A 26986-nucleotide genomic window follows, 5' to 3' on the forward strand; every position below is an offset into this window, starting at 1 on the left:
GCGAGCTTCGCGCCGGGCCTTCTCTATGGGATGTCTGCGGAAGACCGGAAAACCGGCTTTTGCGGATTACGCCTTCTGGTTCTGCTTGGGATGGGCAATGGTGGCGACGCCCTCGATGGCCAGGATGACGGCCAGGACCACCAGCAGCACGCCCAGAATGGCCTGGACATAGGGGCCCCAGTCCGCGCCGCCGGCGGAGATCAGAGCCATCTGGTTTTTGGTGTTGATCAGCAGAGAGCAGATGGTGACGAAGATCATGAATCCCATGGGAATCAGGAACATCTTGTTGTTCTTGCCGATGTTGCCCAGCCAGGTAGCCACGGCCAGCAGGCCCAGGCCCGCCAGCAGCTGGTTGGCGGAGCCGAACAGAGCCCAGATCTTCTCATAGCCGTTCAGGCCCAGCACCACGCCCAGCACCACGGTGATGGCGGTGGAGACATACATGTTGGAGAGAATTTTCTTGTAGCCGGTGACGTTCTCCGGGGTCTCGCCCTTGCTGGAGTCCAGCCAGAATTCCTGGAACATGAACCGGGCCAGACGGGTGGCGGTGTCCAGGGAGGTCAGGCAGAAGGCGGAGTAGGTCAGCACCAGCAGGGTGTACAGGATATTGTAGGTGCCGGGGATGGAGTCGTCAATCATGTGGGCCAGGCCGCCGCCGAAGATGGCGGTGGCGCCGCTGAGGGTGGCGTCGGGGTTGGCGGCGTTCCAGCTGTAGGCATAAGCCACGGCGCACAGGGTCAGAATCGCCAGGACGCACTCCAGAAGCATGCCGCCGTAGGCGATGGGCTTCGCGTCGGACTCCTTATCCAGCTGCTTGGAGGTGGTGCCGGAGGAGACCAGGGAGTGGAAGCCGGAGATTGCGCCGCAGGCGATGGTGGTGAACAGCACGGGGAAAATGGGGTTGCCTGCGCCGGTGTCGGGGTTGGTCACAACAAAGGTGTTGACGGTGGCCATGCTGCCCATGTCGGGCCGGGCCAGCACCACGCCCACCACGGCCAGAGCCAGCATGGCGTACAGCAGGAAGCTGGAAAGATAGTCACGGGGCTGGAGGAGAATCCACACGGGGGTGACGGAGGCCACGGCGATGTAAGCGCCGCAGATCCACATCCAGGCGTCCTTGCTCAGGTAAATGGGGTGGAAGTTCATGCCGATGGCGATGATCGCCACAATGGCAATGACACCGATGACGCTGGCCACGCTCATGGGGGCGTTCCGGCGGTACACCAGGAAGCCGAAGACAATGGCGATCAGGATGAACAGCAGGGAGACCATAGCCACCCGGGCGTTGGCCTGAGAGGCCGCCAGGTCCACGGCGCCGGCCTCGGTGAAGGTGGCGCCGAAGGTGCCGGCCACGATGGAGGCGAAGGCCGCCACCACCAGGATCAGAGTCAGGTAGGCGAAGATCAGGAACAGCATCTTGGCCCGCTTGCTCATGTTGGTGGAAATAATCTCACCGATGGATTTGCCGTCGTGGCGGACAGAGGCGAACAGGGCGCCGAAGTCATGGACGCCGCCGAAGAAAATGCCGCCCACGAGAATCCACAGGGTGCAGGCCAGCCAGCCGAAGCCGGCGGCGCCGATGGGGCCGGTGATGGGGCCCGCGCCGGCGATGGACGAGAAGTGATGTCCCATCAGAATGGGGGCCTTGGCGGGGACATAGTCAATGCCGTCCTCCAGGGTGTGGGCCGGGGTGGGCTTGTCAAGCTCACCGACGCCCCACTGCTTGCACAGCCAGCGGCCATAGAAGATATAGCCGCAGACCAGCACAGCGACGCTGATAATCAGAAGTACCAATCCGTTCATGAAAACACTCTCCCTCTTTTATGAGTCTTGGTTTCGGAGGCGGACCGCCTCCAGGTTCATTTGGGGGCGAAATTCGCCTCCAGGGTTTTGCGGGCTCCCCTCCCGGCTGGATTGGAGAAGAACGTTCTTGTGGAACATTCCATTGCGGCTATGTGATACTCCATCCAGCCATGGAGCGACAGCCTGAAATTCTTGTGGAAGCGGGTCCGCTTCAGCAGCTTCTTCGCCTCCGGGTCAATGGTCCCCGCCAGAATGACCAGGGTCACGTAGGAGCTCATATGCTCCTTGTGGGGCTTGATTTGGGACAGGCCCGTTTTCAGAGTCAGGTCCGCCAGGGCCCGGGCCTCCCCGGCGTCCAGGCGGTCCGCGGTATAAAAGTAGGTATAATCGTGCTGCTCGGTGGCGTAAAACTGCTTATCCCGCCGGACAAGGTAATGCTCATCCCGCAGGAAGAAATGGGCCATGGCGGGGAAGCTGCCCCCCTCCGCCGTTACGCCGCGGGTGATATCGTATTGGTGGGAATAGGCGTTCAGCAGGGTTTCCAGACATGACTGAGGGGTGAGCTCCTCCATAGGGTCCGCCTTTCTGCCCCGGCAGAAGGGCGTTCCCCGCTTCGGGGCGCGCCGCCGCAGGCTTTTGGATGCGTCTGCATTATACACCTTCACAGCGGGTTTGTTAAGAGGGTCTGAGGAAATTTGTGTACAATTTGTGAATAAACCCGCTGTTTTGTGAGATTCGGCAAAGAAAACCGGGGGTTGACGCAGAAGTAGTTGACGATATAAACGAAAAATGCCGCTGAAATTTGTGCAAAAAAGCAAAAATTTCAGCGGCCTTACAGAAAGTTCAATCACGCAGGGTGTTAATCAGGTGCTTGATATGGATGCTCATGGCGTGGCGGGCGCCGGCCTCGTCCCGCTGGAGCAGGAAGTCCAGAATCATGAGATTGTCGCTGAGGGCGATGTCCTGCATGTGCTGGCGGTTTTGGGCAATCTGCATGATTTCGTCTACAGCTCCGTTGATGATGGGATAGAGGCGGCGCATATACTCGTTGTGAGAGGCCCGGATGATGGCCCAGTGGAATTCCTGGTCCGCCAGGGGCCAGTCGCCTCCCTGGGCGGCGGCCTGCTCCACCCGGCGGGCCTTGTTCAGAATCTGCTCCAGCTCCTCGTCGCTGGCCCGCTGGCAGGCCAGGGCCACGGTGGCGGGCTCGAAAATCAACCGCATTTCAAAAAGGTCCTTGGCCCGGACCCGGGAACGGATGCCCGCCAGGGCGGAGAGGTCCATCCCCGGGTCGGGCAGGTCCTCCGACACAAAGGTGCCCTTCCCCCGGCGGATTTCCAGCACGCCCTGGGCCACCAGGAAGGAAATGGCCTCCCGCAGGGTGGTGCGGCTGACGGACAGGGCCTCGCTGAGCTCGTTTTCGTTGGGCAGCTTGCTGCCAGGGGGATAGCGCTTTTCCTCCACAATCCATTCATACAGGCGGTCGGAGGTCTGCTCCGACAGCTTTGCGCGTCTGTTCTCCATCATGATGCTCCTCCATCCTCCGGCGGGGCCGGGCAGAGCCGCGGCGGCCCCTGTCATCACCGCACAGGCCGCAAACCGGCCCTGCGGCGGAATCCTCAGTCAGCACACAGGAAAATCCGGACGGCATTCCGGCCGCCGCTTGAAAGCCGGTATGTGCCGGTTTTTAACTGTGCTGACTGTATCATATACTCATCTTGAGAAAAAGACAAGAAGCCCTTGACATCATATGTTCCGCAGTGTACAATGACATCATACAACAAAAGATGAAATAAGACAACATATTTTTTCGGGCCCTGTGGGATTTGCGGAGCGCCCCTGTTCCGGGGGACGCGAAGGGGAGCCGGAGGAAAAGGAGGCGTCTGACTTGACTGCCGCGGAGTGCTGTTCCCACCGGGTGACCGTAGTCACCGGCCACTATGGAACGGGAAAGACGGAATTCGCCGTGAACCTGGCCCTGGCGCTGGCCGCCGGAGGGGAACGGGTGATGCTGGCGGACCTGGACATTGTGAACCCCTATTTCCGGAGCCGGGAGCGCCGGGACCTGCTGGAGGAGGCGGGGGTCCGGCTGGTGGCCACGCCCCGGGCCCTGGCCGATGCGGATGTGCCCGCCCTTCCGGCGGAGCTTCACACCGTGCTGGAGGACCGGAGCGTCCGGGGCGTGCTGGACGTGGGGGGCGACCCCTCCGGGGCCCGGGTGCTGGCCCGGTTCCGACCCAGGCTGCTGAAAGAGGACTATCAGCTGCTGTACGTTCTGAACGCCAACCGCCCCGAGGTCCGGACGGCGGAGCAGACCATTGCCTGTCTCCGGGGCATTGAGGCGATGACCGGCCTGACCTGCACCGGTCTTGTGAACAATACCCACCTCTGCGGGGAGACCACCCCGGAGGAGATCCGCGCCGGGGCGGAGCTGGGCGGGGCCGTCTCCAGGGAGACGGGGATTCCCCTCCTCTGCCATGTGGCGGAGGCGCGTTTCGTCCCGGAGCTTGCTGGTTTGAAAGAACCTGTGTTTGCCATTGCCATCCGCATGAAAAAACCCTGGGAATAAGAAAGGAGACAGTACACCATGGCGATCCATCTCACCTTCCGCCAGGACCGCTGCAAGGGCTGCGGACTCTGCGTTAGCGTCTGCCCCAAGCATATTCTGGCCCTGGACGGCGGCACCAACGTGAAGGGCTACCACCCTGTGACCTGCACGGACGAAGCCGCCTGCATCGGCTGTGCCAGCTGTGCGAAGATGTGCCCCGATTCCATCATCACCATCCAAAAAGACTGAAAGGAGCCGCGTCCCATGAAAAGAGAAATCTGGAAGGGCAGCGAGGCCATTGCCGAGGCCGCTATCCGGGCTGGCTGCCGCTGCTTCTTCGGCTATCCCATCACCCCGCAGAATGAGATTCCCGAGTACATGTCCCTCCATATGCCCCAGAGCGGCGGCGTGTTTGTCCAGGCCGAATCCGAGCTGGCCGCCGTCAACATGGTCTACGGCGCGGCGGCCTCCGGCGTCCGGGCCATGACCTCCTCCTCCTCTCCCGGCGTCAGCCTGAAGCAGGAGGGCATCAGCTATATGGCCGCCTGCCAGCTGCCCGCCGTGGTGGTGAACGTCATGCGGGGCGGCCCCGGCCTGGGGTCCATCCAGCCCGCCCAGGGGGATTACTTCCAGGCCACCCGGGGCGGCGGCAACGGCGATTACCGCACGGTGGTTCTGGCCCCCGCCAATATTCAGGAGGCCGTGGACCTGACGCAGGAGGCCTTTGATATTGCCGACCAGTACCGCAACCCCGTGATTCTGCTGGCGGACGGCCTCATCGGACAGATGATGGAGCCCATTGTCTGGAAGGAGCGCACCCCCAGGGAGCTGCCTGAAAAGACCTGGGCCGCCTCCGGCCGGAGGGGCCGGGACCACAGCAATTTCGTCACCTCCCTGCTGATTGACGCCCCCGCCTGCGAGGCCCATAACCTGGAGCTGGCGAAAAAGACCGCCGAGATGGAGCGGAACGAGTGCCGCTGGGAGGAAATCATGCTGGACGACGCCGAGCTGGTCATCGTGGCCTACGGCACCCCCTCCCGGGTGGCCCAGACGGCGGCGGAGAATCTGCGCAGACAGGGCGTGAAGGCCGGCGTGTTCCGCCCCGTTACCCTGTGGCCCTATCCCTACGCGCGCCTGCGGGAGATTGCCGGATTGGAGCGGGTGAAGACCTTCCTGACGGTGGAGATGAGCCTGGGCCAGATGCTGGACGACGTGAACCTGGCCGTTGCCGAGCGGAAGCCCGTGAAGTTCTACGGCCGCTGCGGCGGCGCCATCCCCCATGTGTCCGAGGTGGAGCAGGCGGCTCTGGAAGCCTGGAAGGAGGTCAAATGATATGACGACGATTTATCAGAAAACCAAGGGTCTCCAGGATACGGAACTCCACTACTGCCCCGGCTGCGCCCACGGCATTGTACATAAGCTGATTGGCGAGGTGCTGGAGGAGATGAACGCTCTGGACACCGCCATCGGCATCTGCCCGGTGGGCTGCGCTGTCTTCGCGGGCAATTATTTCTCCTTCGACACCATCGAGGCCGCCCATGGCCGGGCTCCTGCCGTAGCCACCGCCGTGAAGCGGACCCATCCGGACCAGCCCGTTTTCACCTACCAGGGCGACGGAGACCTGGCCTCCATCGGCGCGGCGGAGATTGTCCACGCCGCCATGCGGGGGGAGAAATTCACCACCATCTTTATCAACAACGCCATTTACGGCATGACCGGCGGCCAGATGGCCCCCACCACCCTCATCGGACAGAGGGCCACCACCGCCCCCCTGGGCCGAACTAGGGAACAGGCGGGCATGCCCATCCGGGTGGCCGAGATGCTGGCCACGCTGGAGGGCTGCGTCTACGCCGAGCGGGTCTGCGTCACAGATATTCCCCACCTGAACAAGACCAAAAAGGCTCTGAAAAAGGCCTTTGAAAGGCAGATGGCCGGGGATGGGTTCACCTTCATCGAGGTGCTGGCGGCCTGCCCCACCAACTGGGGCATGGAGATTGACGAGTCCAACCGCTGGCTGATGGAGAACATGGCCGCTTACTATCCCCTAGGCGTCATCAAGGATACGGAGGCGAAATAAGATGAAAAAGGAAGTGATTCTCTCCGGCTTCGGCGGTCAGGGCGTCATGTCCATCGGGAAGAACCTGGTGGAAGCCGCCGTGGCGGAAGATCTGGAAGCGTCCTGGGTCCCCTCCTACGGCCCGGAGATGCGGGGCGGCACCGCCAACTGCACGGTCATCATCAGCGACGAGCGGATCGGTGCGCCGTTGGTGGAGCGGCCCAGCGAAGTCATCGCCATGAACCGGGCGGCCCTGGCGAAGTTTGAGTCCTCCGCCGCCCCCGGGGGCACGGTGTTTGTCAACAGCAGCATCATTCCGGACAAGGTGCGCCGGGAGGACGTCCAGGCGGTTTACGTCCCCTGTGACGAGATCGCTGCGGAGCTGGGCAACGCCAAGGTTGCCAACATGGTCATGCTGGGGGCCTACGTGGCTGCCACCGGAGCGCTGAAGCAGGAGACCATCGAGACCATGATTGCCGAGATGTTCACCGGCAAGAAGGCCAAGCTGGTCCCCCTGAATCTGGAGGCTCTGCGCAGAGGCATGGAGTGCGGGAAGCCCGCCTGAGACGCAAAGTAAACAGACAGGGGAGGGACTTCCGCGGCCCTCCCCTGCCTGCTTTCACCGGCTGTTCTTCTGATTCCAGAGCCCGCCCAGAATGTCCTTGAGGACCAGGAAGGCGTCCAGCGCGCTGTAACGGCAGTCCGCTTCCAGCTCGTCCAGCAGGCGGAGCAGGGGCGTCTCATACCGGGAGACGTCCACCTCGTCCCGGTAGCGCCCGAGAATGGGATACTGCCGGCTCCACGCCTTGGTCCAGTCGATTTTGGCGGAGACCTCCTCCGTGGTCCGGTCGATGACGTCCTGAATCTCCCGCACGCTGACGTCGAAGTCAATCAGCTCGTCCAGGGAAACGCCGTACAGCACCGCCAGACGCTTTGCCTGCCGGATATCCGGCAGGGTTTCCCCCATCTCCCACTTGGAAACGGTCTGCCGGCTGACGCCCAGCTTCCCGGCGGCCTCCTCCTGGGTCAGCCCCCTGCTCTTCCTGGCGTTAAACAGACTTTCGCCTAAATTCATGGGACATGCCTCCTTCGTTCAGTTCTGCTGACAGCATAACATACCCGGGGCGGAAGCACCACCAAAAAGACCTTGCAATTCCGCCCGTTTTCCCGGCAATTCCCCCGGCGGAGAAAAACATTGACTTTGCCGGGACGGGGGCATATAATCATTTAAAGCAAAAAACCGGGCGGTTCCCTGCCCTGCCCGGCGGGGCGGAGACGCCTATAGATATTTATGGAAGAGGAGAGATTCATCATGTTGGATATCAAAATCACCAGGACCAGCGCCCCCAAGGCGAAACCCGCCGACGAAACAAAGCTGGGCTTCGGCAAGATTTTTACGGACCATATGTTCCTGATGGACTACACAGAGGGCCAGGGCTGGCACGACCCCCGCATTGTCCCCTATGGTCCCTTCCCCATGGACCCCGCCACGGTGGTGTTCCACTATGCCCAGGAGCTGTTTGAGGGCATGAAGGCCTACCGCACCGCCGGCAACGACATCCAGCTCTTCCGCCCGGAGTGCAACGGCCAGCGGATGCAGGACTCCTCCGACCGGATGTGCATTCCCACCATTCCCGTGGATGATTTTGTCCAGGCCGTGAAGGCGCTGGTGGCGCTGGAAAAGGACTGGGTGCCTCATATTGACGGCGCTTCCCTGTACATCCGGCCCTTCGTCTTCGCCACCGACGTGGGACTGGGCGTTCACGCCAGCAAGCACTATCTGTTCGCCATCATCTGCGCCCCCTCCGGAGCTTATTACGCCGAGGGCATCAACCCCGTCCGCATCTACGTGGAAGACGAGTACATCCGGGCCGCCCCGGGCCTGACGGGCTTCACCAAGTGCGGCGGCAACTACGCCGCGTCCATCAAGGCCGGCGAGCTGGCGGAGCAGAAGGGCTTTGCTCAGGTGCTATGGCTGGACGGCGTTGAGAAGAAATACGTCGAGGAAGTCGGCAGCATGAACATCATGTTCAAGATTGACGGGAAAATCTACACGGCGGCCTGCACCGGCACCGTGCTCCCCGGCGTCACCCGCCGCAGCTGCATCGAGTTGCTGAAGGACTGGGGCTATGAGGTCGTGGAGGGACCTCTGGACATTGCCGATGTGATGAAGGCCGGCCGGGAAGGCCGGCTGGAGGAGGTCTTCGGCACCGGCACCGCCGCCGTGGTCTCCCCCGTCAAGGAGCTGGACTGGAAGGGCGAAAAGGTCTTTATCAGCGACGGAAAGATCGGGCCCATCACCCAGAAGCTCTATGACACCATGACCGGCATCCAGTGGGGCAAGATTGCCGACACCAAGGGCTGGACCGTGCCTGTGTGCAAGGGCTGAGAACCGGCGTTTTATGAGAAAAAGCGGGGGAGTCCGGCGGGATTCCCCCGCTTTCCCCGTCCGGCGGGGGCGGAGGAAACGGGACCCAAAGGGAGGAAACAGGGTGAAGAAGGGTCTGGATTACGAAAAGATAGAGAGCCTGATTCTCCGGGGCGACTTCGGCACCGCCGGGACCCTTATTAAAAAGCGCCCTCTTTTGCCGCCGGAGCGGGAGGCCCTGACGGCGCTGCTGGAGGCGCGGCGGAGGGCCCAGGCGGCGGAGCGGGACCGCCAGTGGCGGAACCGCCGCCTCTATGACCGGCTGAGCGGGTTCAGCCGGAGGAGCTGGAAGTGGTTTTTGGGAATTTTTCTCCTGCTGGGGATCATCGCCTATCCCTATAATTCCCTGCCGAAGGCCGCCCCCCGTTCGGCGCTGATGGAGGTCCTCAACGGCCTGGCCTGTCTGGACACGGCGGCGTTTCTGGTCCTTCAGGTGCTGATTCTCTGCCTGGCTCCGCCCTCACGCCGGGACGAGTATCTGAAACGGGACCTGCTGTGGTGCCTGCTGGCGGCGCTGGGGCTGGCGGCGGTTTTTTTCTTCTATGCAGTCCGGCAGAAAACGGGAGGATGAAGAGATGATAGAGGCAATGGAGCAGAGGCGGAGCATCCGGGCATATGAGGACAGGCCGGTGTCCCGGGAGCTGCTGGAGGAAATTCTGAGAGCGGGGACCCTGGCCCCATCCTCCAAAAACCGGCAGCCCTGGCGCTTCGTGGTGGTCACGGGGCAGGCGAAGGCGGAGATGCTGGCGGTGATGAAGGCGGGACTGGAGCGGGAGAAAACCGCGCCGCTTCTGCCGGACAGCCGGCAGCATCTGGCCGGGGCGGAACGGACCCGGGAGATCATGGAACAGGCCCCGGCGGTGATCTTCGTCCTCAATCCCCTGGGACTGGACCTCTACGCCCCGCTGACGCCGGAGGAGCGTATTTTTGAGCTGTGCAACATCCAGTCCGCCGGCGCGGCGCTGGAGAATATGACCCTGGCGGCGGCGGAGCTGGGTCTGGGCAGCCTGTGGATTTGCGACGTCTTTTTCGCATATCAGGAGCTGACGGAGTGGCTGAATGCAAAGGGCGGGCTGCTGGCGGCTCTGGCGGTGGGCTATGCCGCCGAAAATCCGCCGCCCCGGCCCCGGAAGCCTGTGGAGACCGTGACGGAGTGGCGGACGTAAGCGCCTTGTCATTTCGGAGGAAGTATGGTAGAATCATCATTCAGCAACGTGAGGAAAGGAAGCGAAGGGCGATGAGACTGCAAAGCGCGATTTTTGATATGGACGGCACTCTGCTGGACTCCATGGGCATGTGGCGGAGTCTGGGAGGCAGGCTGGCCCGGAGCCACGGGGCGGAGCCCCCGCCGGAGCTGGATTTGAGGGTGGCGGCCCTGGGCCTGTGGGAGGGCACCGCCTACTGCAAGGAGGTCTGCGGCCTTCCCGGCACGGTGGAGGAGCTGGTGGCGGAGGTCTGGGACCAGATTGAGCATTTTTACCGCCATGAGGTGCGGCCCAAGCCCGGCGTGGTGGAATTCCTCTCCCTGCTGAAAATGGAAGGGGTCTGGATGTATATAGCCACCGCCACGGACAGGCCCCTGGCGGAGGCCGCCCTGCGCTGCGCCGGCATCGAGGACTATTTCCGGGGCATGATTACCAGCCGGGAGGCGGGCCAGAGCAAGCGGGAGGGCCCGGAGATTTACGAGCGGGCTCTGCGGCGGCTGCGGTCCAACAAGAAGGACACCGTGGTGTTCGAGGACGCCATTCACGCCGTCCGCACCGCCAAGGCGGCGGGCTTCCGGGTGGCGGCGGTGTATGACCCCTCGGAGCCGGAGCAGGAGGAGGTCCGGCGGCTGTCGGATTATTACATAGAATCCTTCCTGGAGATGTTTCAGGCGGACGGCGGAGGGAGGCCCCTGTGATTCTGGAGACAGAACGGCTGATTCTCCGGGAGCTGACGCCGGCTGACTATCCGGCACTGTGCAGGATTTTGCAGGACGAAAAAGCCATGTACGCCTACGGAGGGGCGTTCAGCGGCGCGGAGGCCTGGGAATGGCTGGAACGGCAGACGGCCCGTTACCGGAAGTGGGGCTTCGGCCTGTGGGCGGCGGACCTGAAGGAGACCGGGGAGATGATTGGACAGTGCGGACTGACGATGCAGCCCTGGAAGGGCCGGGAGGTGCTGGAAATTGGCTACCTGCTCCAGCGGACTCACTGGCATCGGGGCTACGCCCTGGAGGCCGCCGCGGCCTGCAAGCGGTACGCCTTCGAGACCCTGGACGCCGGGGAGGTCTGCTCCATCATCCGAGATACAAATACCGCCTCCCAAAAAGTGGCTGTCCGGCTGGGCATGACGGTCCGGGACAGCTGGGTCAAGCACTATCGGGGCATCGACATGCCCCATGACCGCTATGCGGTCCTCCGCCTGCCGGAAGACAGTGCGGACGCGGGGACGTTGGGAAAAACCGGCTCCTTGAAGCCTGCGGGGGACTGAAAACGGGCCGGCCTGTGTAAACCATCTGTAGGGGCCGGGCTCTGTCTTGGCCCCCGGGAACCGCCAAGTTCTGAATTTGTCTCCGGAATACATGGCCCGTCTGCCGGAAGCCCAGCACCATTGGGAGACGGGCGGGCGCAGAGGCCCGCCCCCTGTACCTTCTTCCGAATAAAATGCGCGTTTGGACACTCCCCGCACCAAGAAAACCCTTGTAAAATTCTTCAAAATGGTGTATCATAGTTTCTGCATGAACTCAAATATGAAAAACAGGAGGATCTTGCTATGAGCAAAACCGCGAGTATGGTTATGAAGATCATCGGCGCCAGCCTGGCCTTCGCCGCTGTTGTCTGCCTGCTGATTGGCGGATGGCACGACCTGAGCGTGGGCTGCTGCGGCATGAGAAACCGTCTGCGCCAGAGATTCAGCTCTGAATATGACGATTACGCCGACGAGGAGCTGTATGCCTGAAGCGGCGTGAGCGGAAAAGCCCCTGTCCGTCAGGACAGGGGCTTTTCGTCATAAATCGGGCCGTCCGGGAAGGAAACAAAAAAGCGGCCCTTCCGGTCTGGGCCGCGGGTCCGCCGGAAAAACCGGACGGCTGAAAAATTTAAATTTGTGGACGAAAATACAGGCAGAAATACGTGCAAAAAACCCTTGACATTCCTGGAATGCCATGGTAAAATAAACTGCTTATACAATCTGGAGGGATACCCTTCCACTTTTCATCCTGAGAACAGGATAGCACATTTCCCAGAAGAATGCAAGAGCGGGAAAGAGCATTTTTAACAACGGCGCCTGGCGTATCCTACTTGCGGACTCCCACTTTTTCGCCGCCGGCCGGCGGCCAGCTTTGCCCCCCGCCTGTCGGGACGGGGCGGAAGAAAGGTGAATGTGACGATGGCCAAAGAAAAATATTACGGAAAGACCCCCCGGAAAAACTTTGCCCGGTACGAGGAAGTCGTTCCCATGCCGAACCTGCTGGAGATTCAGAAAAATTCCTATCAGGAGTTTCTGGACACCGGCCTGCGGGAGGTATTTGCCGACGTAGGGGCAATCGCGGACTATCAGGGCAACCTGGAGCTGACCTTTATCGACTACCGGATGGACGACGATCCCAAGTATGACGTGGAGGAGTGCAAGGCCCGGGACGCCACCTATGCCGCCCCTCTGAAGGTCAAGGTCCGCCTGCGGAACAAGGAGACCGAGGAAATCAAGGAGCAGGACATCTTCATGGGAGACTTTCCCCTGATGACCCACTCCGGCACCTTCGTCATCAACGGCGCGGAACGTGTCGTGGTTTCCCAGATTGTCCGGTCCCCCGGCGTGTATTACGGGTATGAGACCGACATCAAGACCGACATGCCCATCCTCACCTCCCAGGTCATCCCCCAGCGGGGCGCGTGGCTGGAGTATGAGACCGACGCCAACGAGCTGTTTTGGGTCCGCATCGACAAAAACCGCAAGCTCCCCGTCACCTGCCTGCTCCGGGCTGTGGGCCTGAAAACAGACCAGGACATTCTGGACCGCTTCGGAGACGATCCCCGGGTCACGGCCACACTGGAAAAGGACCCCTGCAAGAGCTATGAGGACGCCATGCTGGAGATTTACCGGCGGCTGCGTCCCGGCGAGCCCCCCACGGTGGAGGCCAGCGAGACCCTGGTGAACAACCTTTTCTTCGACCCCCGGCGGTATGACCTGTCCGTGGTGGGCCGGTACAAGTTCAACAAAAAGCTGTCCCTGTGGCAGCGCGTCACCGGCCGGAAGCTGGTCTACCCGGCGGCGGACCCCGCCACCGGCGAAATCCTCTTTGAGGAGGGCCATCTGCTGAGCAAGGAGGACGCCCGGCTGCTGGACGCCGCAGGCGTCTGCGACGTCACCATCGACGTGGACGGCACGCCCCTGCGCGTGACCTCCAACGGCATGTGCGACATGAGCCGCTATGTGGACTTCGACCCCCTGGAGACCTGCGGCATCAAGGAGCGGGTGCGCTACGCCGTGCTCCAGGAGCTGCTGGGCCAGTACAGCGGCGAGGAGCTGATCGACCAGATCAAGCTCCACAAGGACGCCCTGGTGCCCAAACACATTCTGGTGGACGACATTCTCACCTCCATCAACTATATGAACGGCCTGGCCCGGGGCATTTCCGTCAAGGACGACATCGACCACCTGGGCAACCGCCGCCTGCGCTGCGTGGGCGAGCTGCTGCAAAACCAGTTCCGCATCGGCTTCTCCCGGATGGAGCGGGTGATTCGGGAGCGCATGACCATCCAGGATATGGACATTGTCACCCCCCAGAGCCTCATCAACATCCGCCCCGTCACTGCGGCCATCAAGGAGTTCTTCGGCTCCAGCCCCCTGAGCCAGTTCATGGACCAGACCAACCCCCTGGCGGAGCTGACCCACAAGCGCCGTCTTTCCGCCCTGGGCCCCGGCGGCCTCTCCCGGGAGCGGGCCAACATGGAGGTCCGGGACGTGCACTACAGCCACTATGGCCGCATGTGCCCCATTGAGACCCCGGAAGGTCCCAACATCGGCCTGATCTCCTATCTGGCAACTTACGCCCGCATCAATGAATACGGCTTCATCGAAGCGCCCTACCGGGCGGTGGACAAGGCCACCGGAAAGGTGGCGGACACCATCACCTATATGACCGCCGACGAAGAGGATAACTTCATTGTCGGCCAGGCGGCGGAGCCCGTGGACGAAAACGGCTGCCTCGTCAACGCCCGTATCACCGGACGGCACCGGGACGAGATTGTGGACGTGGACCGGGAGCTGATTGACTTCATTGACGTCAGCCCCCGGATGATGGTCTCCATCGCCACCGCCATGATTCCCTTCCTCCCCAACGACGACGCCAACCGGGCCCTGATGGGCGCCAACATGCAGCGTCAGGCCGTGCCTCTGCTCCGGCCCGAGGCCCCCATCGTGGGCACCGGCATGGAGCACAAAATCTGCGTGGACTCCGAGATTGTGGTCCTGGCGGAGGGCGACGGCGTGGTCACAGACCTGGACGCCCGCCATGTCACGGTGCAGTATGACAGCAGCGAGTCCAATCCCGCCTCCATCCGGGGCGAAAAGAAGAGCTACAAGCTCATCAAGTTCCTCCGCTCCAACCACACCACCTGCATCAACCAGCGGCCCATTGTGGAGGTGGGCGAGCGGGTCCATGGCCGGGGCGTGGGCCCCGACGGCCAGCCTGTTGATCCCACGGTTCTGGCGGACGGCCCCGCCACCGAACAGGGCGAGATTGCCCTGGGCCGGAACATCCTGGTGGGCTTCATGACCTGGGAGGGCTATAACTACGAGGACGCCGTGCTTCTGAACGAGCGCCTGGTCCGGGAAGACCTCTATACCTCCATTCACATCGAGGAGTTCGAGATTGACGCCCGGGACACCAAGCTGGGTCCCGAGGAGATTACACGGGATATCCCCAACGTGGGCGAGGACGCCATGAAGGACCTGGACGAAAACGGCATCATCCGGGTAGGCGCCGAGGTCAAGGCCGGGGACATCCTGGTGGGCAAGGTCACGCCTAAGGGCGAGACCGACCTCACAGCCGAGGAGCGCCTTCTTCGGGCCATTTTCGGTGAGAAGGCCCGGGAGGTCCGGGACACCTCCCTGAAGGTTCCCCACGGCGAGAGCGGCATTGTGCTGGACACCAAGGTCTTCACCCGTGAGGGCGGCGACGAGCTGGGCCCCGGAGTGAACATGGTGGTCCGGGTCTACATCGCCCAGCGGCGGAAGATTCAGGTGGGCGACAAGATGGCCGGCCGCCACGGCAACAAGGGCGTGGTCTCCCGGGTGCTGCCCCAGGAGGATATGCCCTTCCTCCCCGACGGCACGCCCCTTGATATCGTTCTGAATCCCCTGGGCGTGCCCTCCCGTATGAACATCGGCCAGGTGCTGGAGGTCCATCTGGGCTGCGCCGCCCATGCCCTGGGCTGCAAGGTGGCCACCCCCATTTTTGACGGGGCCCGGGAAGAGGATATCACCGCCATGCTGGCCGAGGGCGGCATGTTCCGCACGGTGGAGATGGGCGAGCCCCTGAGCATCGGCGGAAAGAGCAAGCGGTTCAGTCTTCTGGAGGAGGGCGGCATCCGTCCCCTGACGGAAGAGGAGCTGGCGGATACCGCGCAGCTGGAGAAGTGGCAGAGCGAGGGCGTTCTTCAGATTGCCGACGGCAAGAGCGTCCTGTACGACGGACGCACCGGCGAGCGCTTCGACAACCCCGTTACCGTGGGCTATGTCTACTTCCTCAAGCTCCACCACCTGGTGGACGACAAGATTCACGCCCGTTCCACCGGCCCCTACTCCCTGGTGACCCAGCAGCCCCTGGGCGGCAAGGCCCAGTTCGGCGGCCAGCGCTTCGGCGAGATGGAGGTCTGGGCCCTGGAGGCCTACGGCGCGGCCTACACCCTCCAGGAAATCCTGACGGTGAAGTCCGACGACGTGACAGGCCGTGTCCGCACCTATGAGGCCATTGTCAAGGGACACAACGTGCCCCAGCCCGGCGTGCCGGAGTCCTTCAAGGTGCTGGTGAAGGAGCTGCAGTCCCTGTGCCTGGACATCCAGGTGCTGGACGCCGAGGGCAACGCCATTGAGCTCCGGGAGGACGAGGACGCCATGGACACCTTCAACCTGGCCCGGATGGACGCGGAGGACGACCGCCAGCGGTCTGTTACCGAGGAGATGGAGGCGGAACTCCAGGAATCCGGCTTTGATATTGAAGACGCCCCCGAGGACGCCGGCGCGGATATCGGCGCCGATTACAGCGATGACGAAGAAGACAATGAGTGAGCGCCTCTCCGCCCCGGCGAAGGCCGGGGCGGCAGGCGGCAAGCCAGAGTCCCAACGACAGAATCCGGAGCATTGAAGGAGGAACGCGCACTATGGGCGAAAACAATACCGGCAATAACATTGCCTTCGACGCCATCAAAATTGGCATGGCCTCTCCGGAGCAGATCCGCGCCTGGTCCTATGGCGAGGTGAAGAAGCCGGAAACCATCAACTACCGCACTCTGAAGCCTGAGCGGGACGGGCTGTTCTGCGAGCGCATTTTCGGACCCACAAAGGACTGGGAATGCCACTGCGGAAAATATAAGAAAATCCGCTACAAGGGCAAAATCTGCGACCGCTGCGGCGTGGAGGTCACCCGGGCCAAGGTCCGCCGGGAGCGGATGGGCCACATCGAGCTGGCCACCCCCGTCAGCCACATCTGGTATTTCAAGGGCATCCCCTCCCGGATGGGCCTGCTGCTGGACATCAGCCCCCGGATTCTGGAAAAGGTGCTGTATTTTGCCAACTATATTGTCACCGACCCCGGCGAGACGCCCCTGAGCCGCAATCAGATTCTCTCCGAAAAGGAATACAGGGACTATCGGGAGAAGTACGAGGACGATTTCCAGGCCGGCATGGGAGCCGAGGCCGTGAAGCAGCTGCTGGCGGATGTGGACCTGGACGCCCTTTCCGCCCAGCTCCACGCCGAGCTCAAGGGCTCTTCCGGCCAGAAGAAGGCCCGCATCGTCAAACGGCTGGAGGTGGTGGACGCCTTCCGTCTCTCCGGCAACAAGCCGGAGTGGATGATTATTGACGTGCTGCCCGTGATTCCGCCGGAGCTGCGGCCCATGGTCCAGCTGGACGGCGGCCGGTTTGCCACCTCCGACCTCAACGATCTCTACCGCCGGGTCATCAACCGGAACAACCGCCTGAAGCGGCTCATTCAGCTCAACGCCCCGGATATCATTGTCCGCAACGAAAAGCGGATGCTTCAGGAGGCCGTGGACGCGCTGATTGACAACGGCCGCCGGGGCCGGGCCGTCACCGGCGCCAACAACCGGGCGCTGAAATCCCTGTCCGACCTTTTGAAGGGCAAGCAGGGCCGGTTCCGCCAGAACCTTCTGGGCAAGCGGGTGGACTACTCCGGCCGGTCTGTTATCGTGGTAGGCCCCGAGCTGAAAATTTATCAGTGCGGCGTGCCCAAGGAGATGGCCGTGGAGCTGTTCCGTCCCTTCATCATGAAAAAACTGGTGGAAGACGGTACAGCCAACAACATTAAATCCGCCAAGAAAAAAGTGGATAAGGGCGAGACGGAGGTCTGGGACGCTCTGGACGTCATCATCAAGGACCACCCCGTCATGCTGAACCGGGCTCCCACCCTGCACCGTCTGGGCATCCAGGCCTTTGAACCGGTGCTGGTGGACGGCCGGGCCCTGAAGCTCCATCCTCTGAACTGCACGGCCTTCAACGCCGACTTCGACGGCGACCAGATGGCCATTCACGTGCCCCTCTCCGCCGAGGCCCAGGCCGAGGCCCGTATCCTGATGCTCTCCGCCAATAACCTGCTCCGTCCCCAGGACGGCGGCCCCGTCACCGTCCCCACACAGGACATGGTGCTGGGCAGCTATTACCTGACCATGGACCGTATGGGCGCGGCCGAGAAGGGCGCGGAGGAAATCTGGTGCCAGGACGCCGGCGACACGGACCTGACCACCGGGAGCGTTGTAAGCGCCGACGATTTCCTGGCCGTTAATGAAACCGTCGGGAAAATGAACGGAATCGTCGGTAAGGCCAACGAGGCCATCCAAAAGGGAAATAAAGCCATTGAAGCGGCCAAAAAAGCCAAAGAAGACGGCAAGACCAGGGAAAGCGAGCTGAGGCGGGTGCTCCAGTCCGCCGGCGAGGCCGCCGGCAAGGCCGAGAAGATCTCCGCCATGGCGGCGGAGGCCCTGGACGAGGCCCGCCGGGCCAAGGAGGCGGAGAACGGCCCCCTGCCGGAGAAGCTGAAAGCCGCCAATGCGGTTCTGGATAAGGCCATTAAGGCGATCAAGGACTTTGAGGAAGAAAGCAAGAAGACCAAGGAGACCGCCGCCCCGTATGCCGGTTCCTTCGCCCCCATGGAGGAGCTGACTGAAAAGAAAAAAGCGGCTTACAAGCCCCTGCATATGTACGCCAACGAGGACGAGGCCCTTATGGCCTACAACGAGGGCGTCATTGGCCCCCACTGCCCCATTCTGGTCCGCCGGACCCAGACCGTGGACGGCGCGGAGTACACCCGGGTGGTGGAGATCACCCCGGGCCGGATTATCTTCAACCACAACATCCCCCAGGACCTGGGCTATGTGGACCGGAGCGACCCCGCCCACGTCTGCGACTACGAGATTACCGAGACCTGCGGCAAGGACCAGCTGGGCCGGATCGTGGACCGGACCATCAACAAGCACGGCTTCACCATGGCCGCCGAGGTGCTGGACGCCATCAAGGCCACCGGCTATAAATATTCCACCCAGGCCGCCATTACCGTGTCCATCGCGGATATGACCATTCCTCCCAAGAAGTACGACATGGTCCGGGATACGGAGCAGAAGGTTCTGGACATCGAAGCGCAGTACAAGATGGGCTTTATGACCGACCAGGAGCGCTATAAGCAGGTGGTCGCGTCCTGGGAGAAGACCACTGACGACGTTTCCAACGCCCTGCAGAAGAACCTGGACCGCTACAACCCCATCTTCATGATGGCGGACTCCGGCGCCCGAGGCTCCATGAAGCAGATTCGCCAGCTGGCGGGCATGCGGGGCCTGATCGCCAACACCGCCGGCCGGACCATCGAAATTCCCATCAAGGCCAACTACCGGGAGGGCCTGACGGCGCTGGAGTATTTCATTTCCAGCCGCGGCGCCCGGAAGGGCCTGGCGGACACCGCCCTGCGGACCGCCGACTCCGGCTATCTGACCCGCCGCATGGTGGACGTCTCCCAGGAGGTTATCATCCGGGAGGAGGACTGCGGAGTCAGCCACGGCATCAAGGTCTCCGAAATCGAGGAGAACGGACAGACCATCGAGCGTCTGGCCGACCGGCTCCGGGGCCGCTTCCTGGTGGGCGATGTGGTGGACGCCGGAACCGGCGAGGTGCTGATTTCCAATCATGTGATGATGAAGGGCGAGGAGGAAGCCCGGCTTCTGGAGAGCCGCAGATGGGTCCAGGAGAACCCCGGCGACCGCTGCGAGTTTGATCCCGACGGTCCCGAGGCGGGCAAAAAGCCCACGGTGATGATTCGCACCGTCCTGACCTGCAAGGCCCCCAGCGGCGTGTGCGCCAAGTGCTACGGCATGAACCTGGCCACCCAGCAGCCCGTAGGCCCCGGCGAGGCCGTGGGCATCATCGCGGCTCAGTCCATCGGTGAGCCCGGCACCCAGCTGACCATGCGTACCTTCCACACGGGCGGCATTGCCGGCGGCGACATCACCCAGGGTCTTCCCCGTGTCGAGGAGCTGTTCGAGGCCCGGAAGCCCAAGCGTATGGCAACTCTGGCGGAAATCGGCGGCACGGTCAAATTTGAGGAAGCCACCAAGGGCAGCCTGCTGAACATCATTGTCACCGCCCCCGACGGAGACACCCGGACTTACGCCGTGCCCCACACGGGTCTCCAGGTGAAGGACGGCGACGTCATTGAGGCCGGCCGCCAGCTGACCTACGGCGCGCTGAACCCCCATGACGTGCTCCGCATCCGGGGCGCCGACGCGGTGTATAACTACCTGATTCAGGAGGTCCTGCGGGTGTACCGCCAGCAGGGCGTAGATATCAACGACAAACACATTGAGGTCATCGTCCGCCAGATGATGCGGAAGGTCCGCCTGGAGGACGCGGGAGACACCAGTCTGCTGGACGGCTCTATGGTGGATGTTCTGGAGCTGGATGCCGCCAACGAGGAGATTGCCCGCCGTAACGCCAACGGCGAACGGCAGGAGAGCGGCGAGCCCCTCCGTCCCGCTTCGGGCACGCAGCTGCTGATGGGCATTACCAAGGCCTCTTTGGCTACGGACTCCTTCCTCTCCGCCGCCTCCTTCCAGGAGACCACCAAGGTTCTGACGGAGGCCGCCATCAAGGGCAAGAGCGACCGTCTGACGGGTCTGAAGGAGAATGTCATCATCGGCAAGCTGATTCCCGCGGGCACGGGCCTTCAGGCCTACCACAATGCCGCCGAGGAATTGATTCCCGAGACAGCGGACGCCCCTGCCAACGAGGAGGAAGTTCCTGCGATGGCCCAGTAAAACCGAAAAACAGAGGTTCCGAAAGGAACCTCTGTTTTTTTGCGGGCTTAAACCGGAGGGTTTCCTTTTCCCTCTTGGGGGGAAAACGCCCATCTCTCTCTCCCCCCGCTGTGAATGGCGGGCCTGGGGCGGAGCTCTGCCGGGAATTATCCCCTGAGAATATCCGTGTTCCGGTACTGGATGGCCTCAGCCAGATGGGCTGCGCCGATGTCCGCCTCCCCCTCCAGGTCAGCGATGGTCCGGGCCACCCGGAGGATGCGGTCGTGAGACCGGGCGGTGAGGCCCAGCCGCTGGAAGGCGTTTTTCATCAAAGCCTCCCCGGCGGCGTCCAGGGAGCAGAACGCCGCCATTTCGGAGGGGGGAATCTGGGCGTTGCAGGCCGCGGCGGAGTCCGACAGACGCCGGGACTGAATGGCCCGGGCGGCGTCCACCCGGGCCTTGACCTCCGCTGAGGACTCCGGGGTATCCCGGCGGCGCATGGCCTCGTATTCCACGGAGGGGACGGTGACATGGAGATCAATGCGGTCCAGCAGGGGGCCGGAAATTTTCTCCACATACCGGGCCCGGTCCCGGTCAGAGCAGGTGCACTGGCGGTCCGGGTGGCCCCGCCAGCCGCAGCGGCAGGGATTCATGGCGCAGATCAGCTGGAACCGGGCGGGAAGCCGCAGGGTGCCCCCGGCCCGGGCCACGGTGACCTCTCCGTCCTCCAGGGGCTGGCGGAGGACCTCCAGCACGTCCCGGCGGAACTCCGGCAGCTCGTCCAGGAACAGGACGCCGTTGTGGGCCAGGGAGATCTCGCCGGGCCGCATGGCGGGGCCGCCTCCCGCCAGGGCGGAGGCGGAAGTGGAGTGATGGGGACTGCGGAAGGGCCGGCGGGTCAGCAGCGGGTGTCCGGGGTCCGTCAGACCTGCCACGGACCACACGCCGGAGACGGCCAGGGCCTCCTCCCGGCTGAGGGCCGGCAGGATGGAGGGCAGGCGCTTGGCCAGCATGGATTTGCCTGCGCCGGGAGAGCCGATCATCAGCAGATTGTGTCCCCCGGCGGCGGCGATTTCCAATGCCCGTTTCACATTCTCCTGCCCCATGACGTCCCGCAGGTCCAAAAGTCCCGCCTCGTCCTCCTCCGGCGTCCACACCGGAGCGGGGGTCAGACGCTGTTCTCCCCGGAGATGGGCGGACAGAGAGACGACGTCCGGCACGCCGTAGACCGTCAGCCCCTGGGCAAGGCTGGCCTCGGCGGCGTTCTCCGCCGGGACGAAGAGGGTCCGGATGCCCGCCCGCTCCGCCGCCAGGGCCATGGGCAGGGCTCCGTTTACCCGGCGCAGGGCCCCGGTCAGGGACAGCTCCCCGATAAAGGCCGCGTCCTCCTCCGGGACGGGCAGGTCCCCGGCGGCGGCCAGCAGGCCCACGAAAATCGGCAGGTCGTAGAGCGTCCCTGCCTTCTTCTGCCCCGCCGGAGCCAGGTTCACCGTGATGCGGCTGACGGGGAATTTGGCCCCGGCGTTCTTCACCGCCGCCCGGACCCGCTCCCGGGCCTCCCGGACGGCGGCGTCGGGCAGGCCCACCACGTCGAAGGCGGGCAGGCCTCCGGACAAAAAGCACTCGGCGCTGACGGCGTAGCCGGCCACGCCGTTTAAGCCAAGGGAACGCACGGTGACAACCATAATCGAAACCTCCCGCCTGCGGCCCGGGGCCGCTCTTTTCTGTATGAAGCATTATACTACAAAGGGCGGAAAATGGAAAGTGGAGAAATTGGGAGTGTCCTTTTCGGAGATTTTATGCAGGGGGCGGGCTCTGTCCCGTCCCCCGAAAGCATGGAGAGCCCGGAAGAACGGGAGGGGACAGAGCCCCTTCCCTACATGGCGTCCCTGTTATAAAATGCGTGAATGGACGCTCCCGAGAGCAAAAGCCTCTTGAGTCCCGCGGGGCTCTTGTGATAGAATCCCGGCAGAATCATCTATGCAGGAGGGTATATGCCATGAAGATCGAGCATGCCGCCATGTATGTGCAGGACCTGGAGGCCGCGAAGGCGTTTTTCGTCAGGTATCTGGGAGCGGAGGCCGGCGCAGGGTACTACAACCCCACAACGGACTTCCGCTCCTGTTTTCTGTCCTTTGATGGAGGGGCGCGGCTGGAGCTGATGAGCCGCCCCGGAATGACGGATCGGGAGAAGGACCTGGCCCGCACGGGGTACATCCATCTCGCCTTTTCCGCCGGAGGCAGGGAGGCCGTGGACGCGCTGACGCGGCGGCTGAGAGAGGACGGATATGAGGTGCTCAGCGGCCCCCGCGTCACCGGAGACGGCTATTATGAGAGCTGCGTCATCGGAGTGGAGGGCAATCAGATTGAAATAACCGTCTGAAAAGGGCCGGGTGTATGCCGGCGGCGTCCTGGAAGAGGCCGGAGGAGGAATGAACATGCGCAAAGACTCAGAAGAAATCCGGTGGAGGTATGAGACCGGCGGCACGGAGGGGAGCGTGACCCTGTTCGGCGTCCGTATATTTGACTATTTCGCCGCCGGGGAGTTCAGCAGCTGCGTCTGGGGATTTTATGTGCCGGACGTTCCCTGACGCTTCGGCCGTCAAGAATCCCCGGGAAAATTTGTGCAAAAAATAACAAAGTGCCGGTTTACAGCAAAAAGATCTCGTGATATAATGACAGAGCATGGAGATTCGGCGGGGAGAGAGACCGGATTTCCTGTCTTGGAGAGATGCCGCCTCAGGCGGCGAATTTACAGGAGGTAAGTTTATGGCAAGAAAGTTCAAGTCCATGGACGGTAACAACGCGGCGGCATATGTCAGCTATGCGTTTACCGAGGTGGCGGGGATCTATCCCATCACCCCGTCTTCCCCCATGGCGGACCTGGTGGATCAGTGGTCTGCCGCCGGTCAGAAAAACATTTTCGGCACCACCGTGAAGGTGGTGGAGATGCAGTCTGAGGCGGGCGCCTCCGGCACCGTTCACGGCTCTCTGGCCGCCGGCGCGATGACCACCACCTACACCGCTTCCCAGGGCCTGCTGCTGATGATTCCCAACATGTACAAAATCGCCGGCGAGCTGCTGCCCTGCGTGTTCCATGTGTCCGCCCGGACCGTGTCCAGCCACGCGCTGAACATCTTCGGCGACCACTCCGACGTCATGGCCTGCCGCCAGACCGGCTTCGCCATGCTGGCTGAGGGCAATGTGCAGGAGGTCATGGACCTCTCCCCCGTGGCCCATCTGGCCGCCATCGAGGGCCGCGTTCCCTTCGTGAACTTCTTCGACGGCTTCCGGACCTCTCACGAGATTCAGAAGGTGGCCGTGTGGGACTATGACGATCTGAAAGAGATGTGCGACATGGAGGCCGTGGACGCCTTCCGCAAGCACGCCCTGAATCCTGAGCGGCCCAACATGCGGGGCTCTCACGAGAACGGCGACATCTTCTTCCAGCACCGCGAGGCCTGCAACCCCTACTACGACGCGCTGCCCGACGTGGTGGAGAAATACATGGCCAAAGTCAACGCCAAGTTGGGCACCGACTATCAGCTCTTCAACTACTACGGCGCCGCCGACGCCGAGCGGGTCATCATCGCCATGGGCTCCATCTGCGACGTGGCCGAGGAAGTCATCGACTATATGAACGCTCACGGCGAGAAGGTCGGCCTCATCAAGGTCCGCCTGTACCGCCCCTGGAAGGCTGAGAAGCTCCTGGCGGCCATCCCCGCCACCTGCAAGAGCATTGCCGTTCTGGACCGCACCAAGGAGCCCGGCTCCCTGGGCGAGCCTCTGTATATGGACGTGGTCAGCTCTCTGGCCAACGCCGGCAGAACCGACATCAAGGTGATCGGCGGCCGCTACGGTCTGGGCAGCAAGGATACCCCGCCCGCCAGCGTCTTCGCCGTCTATGAGGAGCTCACCAAGGCCGAGCCCAAGCGCCAGTTTACCATTGGCATCGTGGACGACGTCACCAACCTGTCCCTCGAGGAGAAGCCCGCCCCCAACACCGCCGCAGAGGGCACCATCGAGTGCAAGTTCTGGGGTCTGGGCGGCGACGGAACCGTGGGCGCCAACAAAAACTCCATTAAAATTATCGGTGACCACACCGACAAATATGTCCAGGCGTACTTCCAGTACGACTCCAAGAAGACCGGCGGCGTTACCGTCAGTCACCTGCGCTTCGGCGACAAGGCCATCCGGTCCCCCTATTATATCAACAAGGCCGACTTCGTGGCCTGCCATGTGCCCGCCTATATCGTCAAGGCCTTCCCCATGGTTCGGGACGTGAAGGACGGCGGCACCTTCCTCATCAACTGCCAGTGGACCGATGAAGAGGTCAACAAGCACATGCCCGCCGTGGCGAAACGCTATATTGCCGCCCACAATATCCAGGTCTATACCATCAACGCCATTGACCTGGCCCGGGAAATCGGCATGGGCAAGCGGACCAACACCATCCTCCAGTCTGCGTTCTTCTCCCTGGCCAAGGTGATGCCTGAGGCCGAGGCCATCCAGTATATGAAGGACGCCGCTACCCACTCCTACCTGAAAAAGGGACAGGACGTGGTGGATATGAACCACAAGGCCATTGACGCCGGCGCTACCGCCTACAAAAAGTTCGAGGTTCCCGCCGACTGGGCCGATGCCCAGGACGCCCCCGACACCACCGTCCTCACCGGCCGTCCCGAGCTGGTGGAGCAGGTCAAGACCATTCTGAATCCCGTGGGCAAGATGGACGGCGACAGCCTCCCCGTCTCCGCCTTCGTCAAGCACGTGGACGGTCAGTTCCAGCTGGGCGCTGCCGCCTATGAGAAGCGGGGCGTGGCGGTGTCCGTTCCCACCTGGATGCCCGAGAACTGCATCCAGTGCAACCAGTGCGCCTATGTCTGCCCCCATGCCACCATCCGTCCCTACGCCATGACGGAGGAGGAAGCCGCCAAGCTTCCCGCCGCCGCCAAGGTTGTCGACAAGACCGGCAAGGGCAAGGGCTATAAGTTCACCATCGCCGTGTCTCCTCTGGACTGCATGGGCTGCGGCGTCTGCGTGGGCGTCTGCCCGGGCAAGAAGGGCGAAAAAGCCCTGAAGATGGCTCCCCAGGAGCAGGAGTCCGCTCAGCAGGAGGTCTTCAACTACTGTGTGGCCGAGGTCACCGAGAAGAAGGACCTCCAGGACAACACGGTGCCCGGCAGCCAGTTCCACAAGCCTCTGCTGGAATTCTCCGGCTCCTGCGCCGGCTGCGCCGAGACCAGCTATGCCCGTCTCGTTACCCAGCTCTTCGGTGACCGGATGTATATTTCCAACGCTACCGGCTGCTCCTCCATCTGGGGCGGTCCTGCGGCCACCTCTCCCTACTGCACCAACGCGGAAGGCCACGGCCCCGCCTGGTCCAACTCCCTGTTCGAGGACAACGCCGAGCACGGCCTGGGTATGTATCTGGGTCAGAAGGCCATCCGGGACCGTCTGGCGGACCTGACGAAGCAGCTCATTGCGGTGCCTCACGCCTATCAGGGACTGAAGGACGCCGCTCAGAAGTGGCTGGATACCATGGAAGACGGCAAGGCCAACGCCGAGGCAACCCGCGAGTATGTGAAGCTCCTGGAAGAGAGCGTCATGACCGTGGACGATATCGTTGCCTTCACCGGCAGCCCCGAGGCCGCCAAGGTCTTCGGCGACCAGCTGCCCAAGTTCCAGGCTCACGCCAAGGAGCTGAAGGACAGCGGCGCGAAGTACTGCGACTGCGACGCCTGCAAGCTCTGCCTGGAGATTTTGAAGGATAAGGAATACCTGTCCAAGAAGTCCCTGTGGATCTTCGGCGGCGACGGCTGGGCCTATGACATCGGCTTCGGCGGTGTGGACCATGTCCTTGCCTCCGGCAATGATGTGAACATCTTCGTGTTCGACACCGAGGTCTATTCCAACACCGGCGGCCAGGCCTCCAAGTCCTCCAACATCGGCCAGGTGGCTCAGTTTGCCGCCGCCGGCAAGGAGATCAAGAAGAAGTCCCTGGCGGAAATCGCCATGAGCTACGGCTATGTGTACGTCGCTCAGATCGCCATGGGCGCCAATCCCGCCCAGACCCTCAAGGCCATTCAGGAGGCCGAGGCCTATCCCGGCCCGTCCCTGATCATCGCCTACTCCCCCTGCGAGATGCACAGCATCAAGGGCGGCATGATGAACTGCCAGGCCGAAATGAAGAAGGCCGTGGAGTGCGGCTACTGGAACCTGTTCCGCTTCAACCCGGCTGCCGAGGGCGCCAAGTTCACCCTGGATTCCAAGGAGCCCGCAGGCGGATATCAGGAGTTCCTGATGAACGAGGCCCGCTACAGCCGCCTGACCCGCGAGTTCCCCGACCGGGCCAGCGAGCTGTTCCAGCGCAACGAGAAGGCGGCTATGGACCGCTATCAGCACCTGCTGAAGCTCAAGGAGCTGTACGCCGACTGAGGCGCTGCAAAGTCCGCTCCGTTTCCTGTGAACAGCTTCACCCCTGCGGGCGGCGAAGGCCGGAGCGCAGGAGCGCAGAAAGATTCTGAATGAAAGAGAGGACCACGGGCATTGCCCGTGGTCCTCTTTTGTGTGAAAGAATGGTTGGAAGCTGGAGCGAAATTCTTCAGATGACCGGCAGGCCGGAGTATTTTCGTTGTAGGGCCTGA

The 26986-nt window shown here is 62.7% G+C and carries 21 protein-coding genes; 16 read left to right on the forward strand and 5 right to left on the reverse strand.

Annotated elements, in window-relative coordinates:
• Positions 1-66: 66 nt before the first annotated feature.
• The 3 genes from Q0063_RS01335 to Q0063_RS01345 form a co-directional block, all read right to left on the reverse strand.
• Entirely contained in the window at positions 67-1803 is a 1737-nt protein-coding gene (locus Q0063_RS01335) for a carbon starvation protein A (protein WP_297870167.1), read from the reverse strand.
• A 56-nt stretch (positions 1804-1859) separates the two neighbouring features.
• Entirely contained in the window at positions 1860-2375 is a 516-nt protein-coding gene (locus tag Q0063_RS01340) for a hypothetical protein (RefSeq protein WP_297870168.1), read from the reverse strand.
• Between the two features lie 271 nt (positions 2376-2646).
• Positions 2647-3330 carry a FadR/GntR family transcriptional regulator gene (locus Q0063_RS01345; RefSeq protein ID WP_297870169.1) on the reverse strand — a complete coding sequence of 228 codons (684 nt, stop codon included), beginning with the start codon at positions 3328-3330 and terminating at the stop codon, positions 2647-2649.
• Between the two features lie 361 nt (positions 3331-3691).
• Between Q0063_RS01345 and Q0063_RS01350 the strand changes: the two genes are divergently transcribed.
• The 5 genes from Q0063_RS01350 to Q0063_RS01370 are packed head-to-tail and all read left to right on the forward strand — an operon-like array spanning position 3692 to position 6972.
• Entirely contained in the window at positions 3692-4372 is a 681-nt protein-coding gene (locus Q0063_RS01350) for a hypothetical protein (protein ID WP_297870170.1), read from the forward strand.
• A gap of 18 nt (positions 4373-4390) precedes the next feature.
• Complete coding sequence (locus Q0063_RS01355; protein ID WP_297870171.1) at positions 4391-4600, forward strand: 4Fe-4S dicluster domain-containing protein; 210 nt, start codon at positions 4391-4393, stop codon at positions 4598-4600.
• 15 nt (positions 4601-4615) lie between these two features.
• Positions 4616-5683 (forward strand): 3-methyl-2-oxobutanoate dehydrogenase subunit VorB, encoded by a 1068-nt coding sequence (locus Q0063_RS01360; protein WP_297870172.1) that lies wholly within the window; start codon positions 4616-4618, stop codon positions 5681-5683.
• Between the two features lies 1 nt (position 5684).
• A complete protein-coding gene (locus Q0063_RS01365; RefSeq protein WP_297870173.1) occupies positions 5685-6428 on the forward strand; it encodes a thiamine pyrophosphate-dependent enzyme in 744 nt (247 codons plus the stop codon).
• Position 6429: 1 nt separating this feature from the next.
• Positions 6430-6972 (forward strand): 2-oxoacid:acceptor oxidoreductase family protein, encoded by a 543-nt coding sequence (locus Q0063_RS01370; RefSeq protein WP_297870174.1) that lies wholly within the window; start codon positions 6430-6432, stop codon positions 6970-6972.
• 54 nt (positions 6973-7026) lie between these two features.
• Here the strand turns inward: Q0063_RS01370 and Q0063_RS01375 are convergent, their stop codons facing one another.
• Positions 7027-7482, reverse strand: a complete 456-nt coding sequence (locus Q0063_RS01375; RefSeq protein WP_297870175.1) for a helix-turn-helix transcriptional regulator — start codon at positions 7480-7482, stop codon at positions 7027-7029.
• Positions 7483-7719: 237 nt separating this feature from the next.
• Between Q0063_RS01375 and Q0063_RS01380 the strand changes: the two genes are divergently transcribed.
• From Q0063_RS01380 to Q0063_RS01415, 8 genes are all read left to right on the forward strand, one after another.
• Positions 7720-8796: a branched-chain amino acid aminotransferase gene (locus tag Q0063_RS01380; RefSeq protein WP_297870176.1), complete on the forward strand. Its 1077-nt coding sequence runs from the start codon at positions 7720-7722 to the stop codon at positions 8794-8796.
• A 103-nt stretch (positions 8797-8899) separates the two neighbouring features.
• Positions 8900-9406, forward strand: coding sequence for a hypothetical protein (locus tag Q0063_RS01385; protein ID WP_297870177.1), 507 nt, complete (start codon positions 8900-8902; stop codon positions 9404-9406).
• Between the two features lie 4 nt (positions 9407-9410).
• Entirely contained in the window at positions 9411-10001 is a 591-nt protein-coding gene (locus tag Q0063_RS01390) for a nitroreductase family protein (protein ID WP_297870178.1), read from the forward strand.
• Between the two features lie 71 nt (positions 10002-10072).
• Positions 10073-10738, forward strand: a complete 666-nt coding sequence (locus tag Q0063_RS01395; RefSeq protein WP_297870179.1) for an HAD family phosphatase — start codon at positions 10073-10075, stop codon at positions 10736-10738.
• Positions 10735-11310, forward strand: coding sequence for a GNAT family N-acetyltransferase (locus tag Q0063_RS01400; RefSeq protein WP_297870180.1), 576 nt, complete (start codon positions 10735-10737; stop codon positions 11308-11310). Before Q0063_RS01395 ends, Q0063_RS01400 begins: the two co-directional genes overlap by 4 nt.
• Before the next feature lie 282 nt (positions 11311-11592).
• Complete coding sequence (locus Q0063_RS01405; RefSeq protein WP_297870181.1) at positions 11593-11778, forward strand: hypothetical protein; 186 nt, start codon at positions 11593-11595, stop codon at positions 11776-11778.
• A 429-nt stretch (positions 11779-12207) separates the two neighbouring features.
• Positions 12208-16110, forward strand: coding sequence for a DNA-directed RNA polymerase subunit beta (rpoB, locus tag Q0063_RS01410; RefSeq protein WP_297870182.1), 3903 nt, complete (start codon positions 12208-12210; stop codon positions 16108-16110).
• A 92-nt stretch (positions 16111-16202) separates the two neighbouring features.
• On the forward strand, positions 16203-20360 hold the full coding sequence (locus Q0063_RS01415; protein ID WP_297870183.1) for a DNA-directed RNA polymerase subunit beta': 4158 nt from the start codon (positions 16203-16205) through the stop codon (positions 20358-20360).
• A 146-nt stretch (positions 20361-20506) separates the two neighbouring features.
• Here the strand turns inward: Q0063_RS01415 and Q0063_RS01420 are convergent, their stop codons facing one another.
• A complete protein-coding gene (locus Q0063_RS01420; protein WP_297870184.1) occupies positions 20507-22024 on the reverse strand; it encodes a YifB family Mg chelatase-like AAA ATPase in 1518 nt (505 codons plus the stop codon).
• A gap of 314 nt (positions 22025-22338) precedes the next feature.
• Here Q0063_RS01420 and Q0063_RS01425 point away from each other — a divergent pair, with 314 nt between their 5' ends.
• From Q0063_RS01425 to nifJ, 3 genes are all read left to right on the forward strand, one after another.
• A complete protein-coding gene (locus Q0063_RS01425; protein ID WP_297870185.1) occupies positions 22339-22722 on the forward strand; it encodes a VOC family protein in 384 nt (127 codons plus the stop codon).
• Positions 22723-22777: 55 nt separating this feature from the next.
• The gene (locus Q0063_RS01430) at positions 22778-22930 is read left to right on the forward strand and encodes a hypothetical protein (RefSeq protein ID WP_297870186.1); all 153 of its coding nucleotides are present in this window, start codon (positions 22778-22780) and stop codon (positions 22928-22930) included.
• Positions 22931-23108: 178 nt separating this feature from the next.
• Positions 23109-26777 (forward strand): pyruvate:ferredoxin (flavodoxin) oxidoreductase, encoded by a 3669-nt coding sequence (gene nifJ / locus Q0063_RS01435; protein ID WP_297870187.1) that lies wholly within the window; start codon positions 23109-23111, stop codon positions 26775-26777.
• Positions 26778-26986 lie beyond the last annotated feature (209 nt).

This window comes from uncultured Oscillibacter sp. (assembly GCF_947654275.1).
Lineage (GTDB): Bacteria > Bacillota > Clostridia > Oscillospirales > Oscillospiraceae > Oscillibacter.

Excerpts from the sequence above, each read along its gene's own strand:
- Q0063_RS01415 (WP_297870183.1), top strand. The coding sequence starts at position 16,203 with ATGGGCGAAAACAATACCGGCAATAACATTGCCTTCGACGCCATCAAA.
- Q0063_RS01370 (WP_297870174.1), top strand. The coding sequence starts at position 6,430 with ATGAAAAAGGAAGTGATTCTCTCCGGCTTCGGCGGTCAGGGCGTCATG.
- rpoB (WP_297870182.1), top strand. The coding sequence starts at position 12,208 with ATGGCCAAAGAAAAATATTACGGAAAGACCCCCCGGAAAAACTTTGCC.
- Q0063_RS01335 (WP_297870167.1), bottom strand. The coding sequence starts at position 1,803 with ATGAACGGATTGGTACTTCTGATTATCAGCGTCGCTGTGCTGGTCTGC.
- Q0063_RS01355 (WP_297870171.1), top strand. The coding sequence starts at position 4,391 with ATGGCGATCCATCTCACCTTCCGCCAGGACCGCTGCAAGGGCTGCGGA.
- Q0063_RS01345 (WP_297870169.1), bottom strand. The coding sequence starts at position 3,330 with ATGATGGAGAACAGACGCGCAAAGCTGTCGGAGCAGACCTCCGACCGC.
- Q0063_RS01405 (WP_297870181.1), top strand. The coding sequence starts at position 11,593 with ATGAGCAAAACCGCGAGTATGGTTATGAAGATCATCGGCGCCAGCCTG.
- nifJ (WP_297870187.1), top strand. The coding sequence starts at position 23,109 with ATGGCAAGAAAGTTCAAGTCCATGGACGGTAACAACGCGGCGGCATAT.
- Q0063_RS01380 (WP_297870176.1), top strand. The coding sequence starts at position 7,720 with ATGTTGGATATCAAAATCACCAGGACCAGCGCCCCCAAGGCGAAACCC.
- Q0063_RS01340 (WP_297870168.1), bottom strand. The coding sequence starts at position 2,375 with ATGGAGGAGCTCACCCCTCAGTCATGTCTGGAAACCCTGCTGAACGCC.
- Q0063_RS01395 (WP_297870179.1), top strand. The coding sequence starts at position 10,073 with ATGAGACTGCAAAGCGCGATTTTTGATATGGACGGCACTCTGCTGGAC.
- Q0063_RS01365 (WP_297870173.1), top strand. The coding sequence starts at position 5,685 with ATGACGACGATTTATCAGAAAACCAAGGGTCTCCAGGATACGGAACTC.
- Q0063_RS01425 (WP_297870185.1), top strand. The coding sequence starts at position 22,339 with ATGAAGATCGAGCATGCCGCCATGTATGTGCAGGACCTGGAGGCCGCG.
- Q0063_RS01360 (WP_297870172.1), top strand. The coding sequence starts at position 4,616 with ATGAAAAGAGAAATCTGGAAGGGCAGCGAGGCCATTGCCGAGGCCGCT.
- Q0063_RS01390 (WP_297870178.1), top strand. The coding sequence starts at position 9,411 with ATGATAGAGGCAATGGAGCAGAGGCGGAGCATCCGGGCATATGAGGAC.
- Q0063_RS01375 (WP_297870175.1), bottom strand. The coding sequence starts at position 7,482 with ATGAATTTAGGCGAAAGTCTGTTTAACGCCAGGAAGAGCAGGGGGCTG.
- Q0063_RS01430 (WP_297870186.1), top strand. The coding sequence starts at position 22,778 with ATGCGCAAAGACTCAGAAGAAATCCGGTGGAGGTATGAGACCGGCGGC.
- Q0063_RS01420 (WP_297870184.1), bottom strand. The coding sequence starts at position 22,024 with ATGGTTGTCACCGTGCGTTCCCTTGGCTTAAACGGCGTGGCCGGCTAC.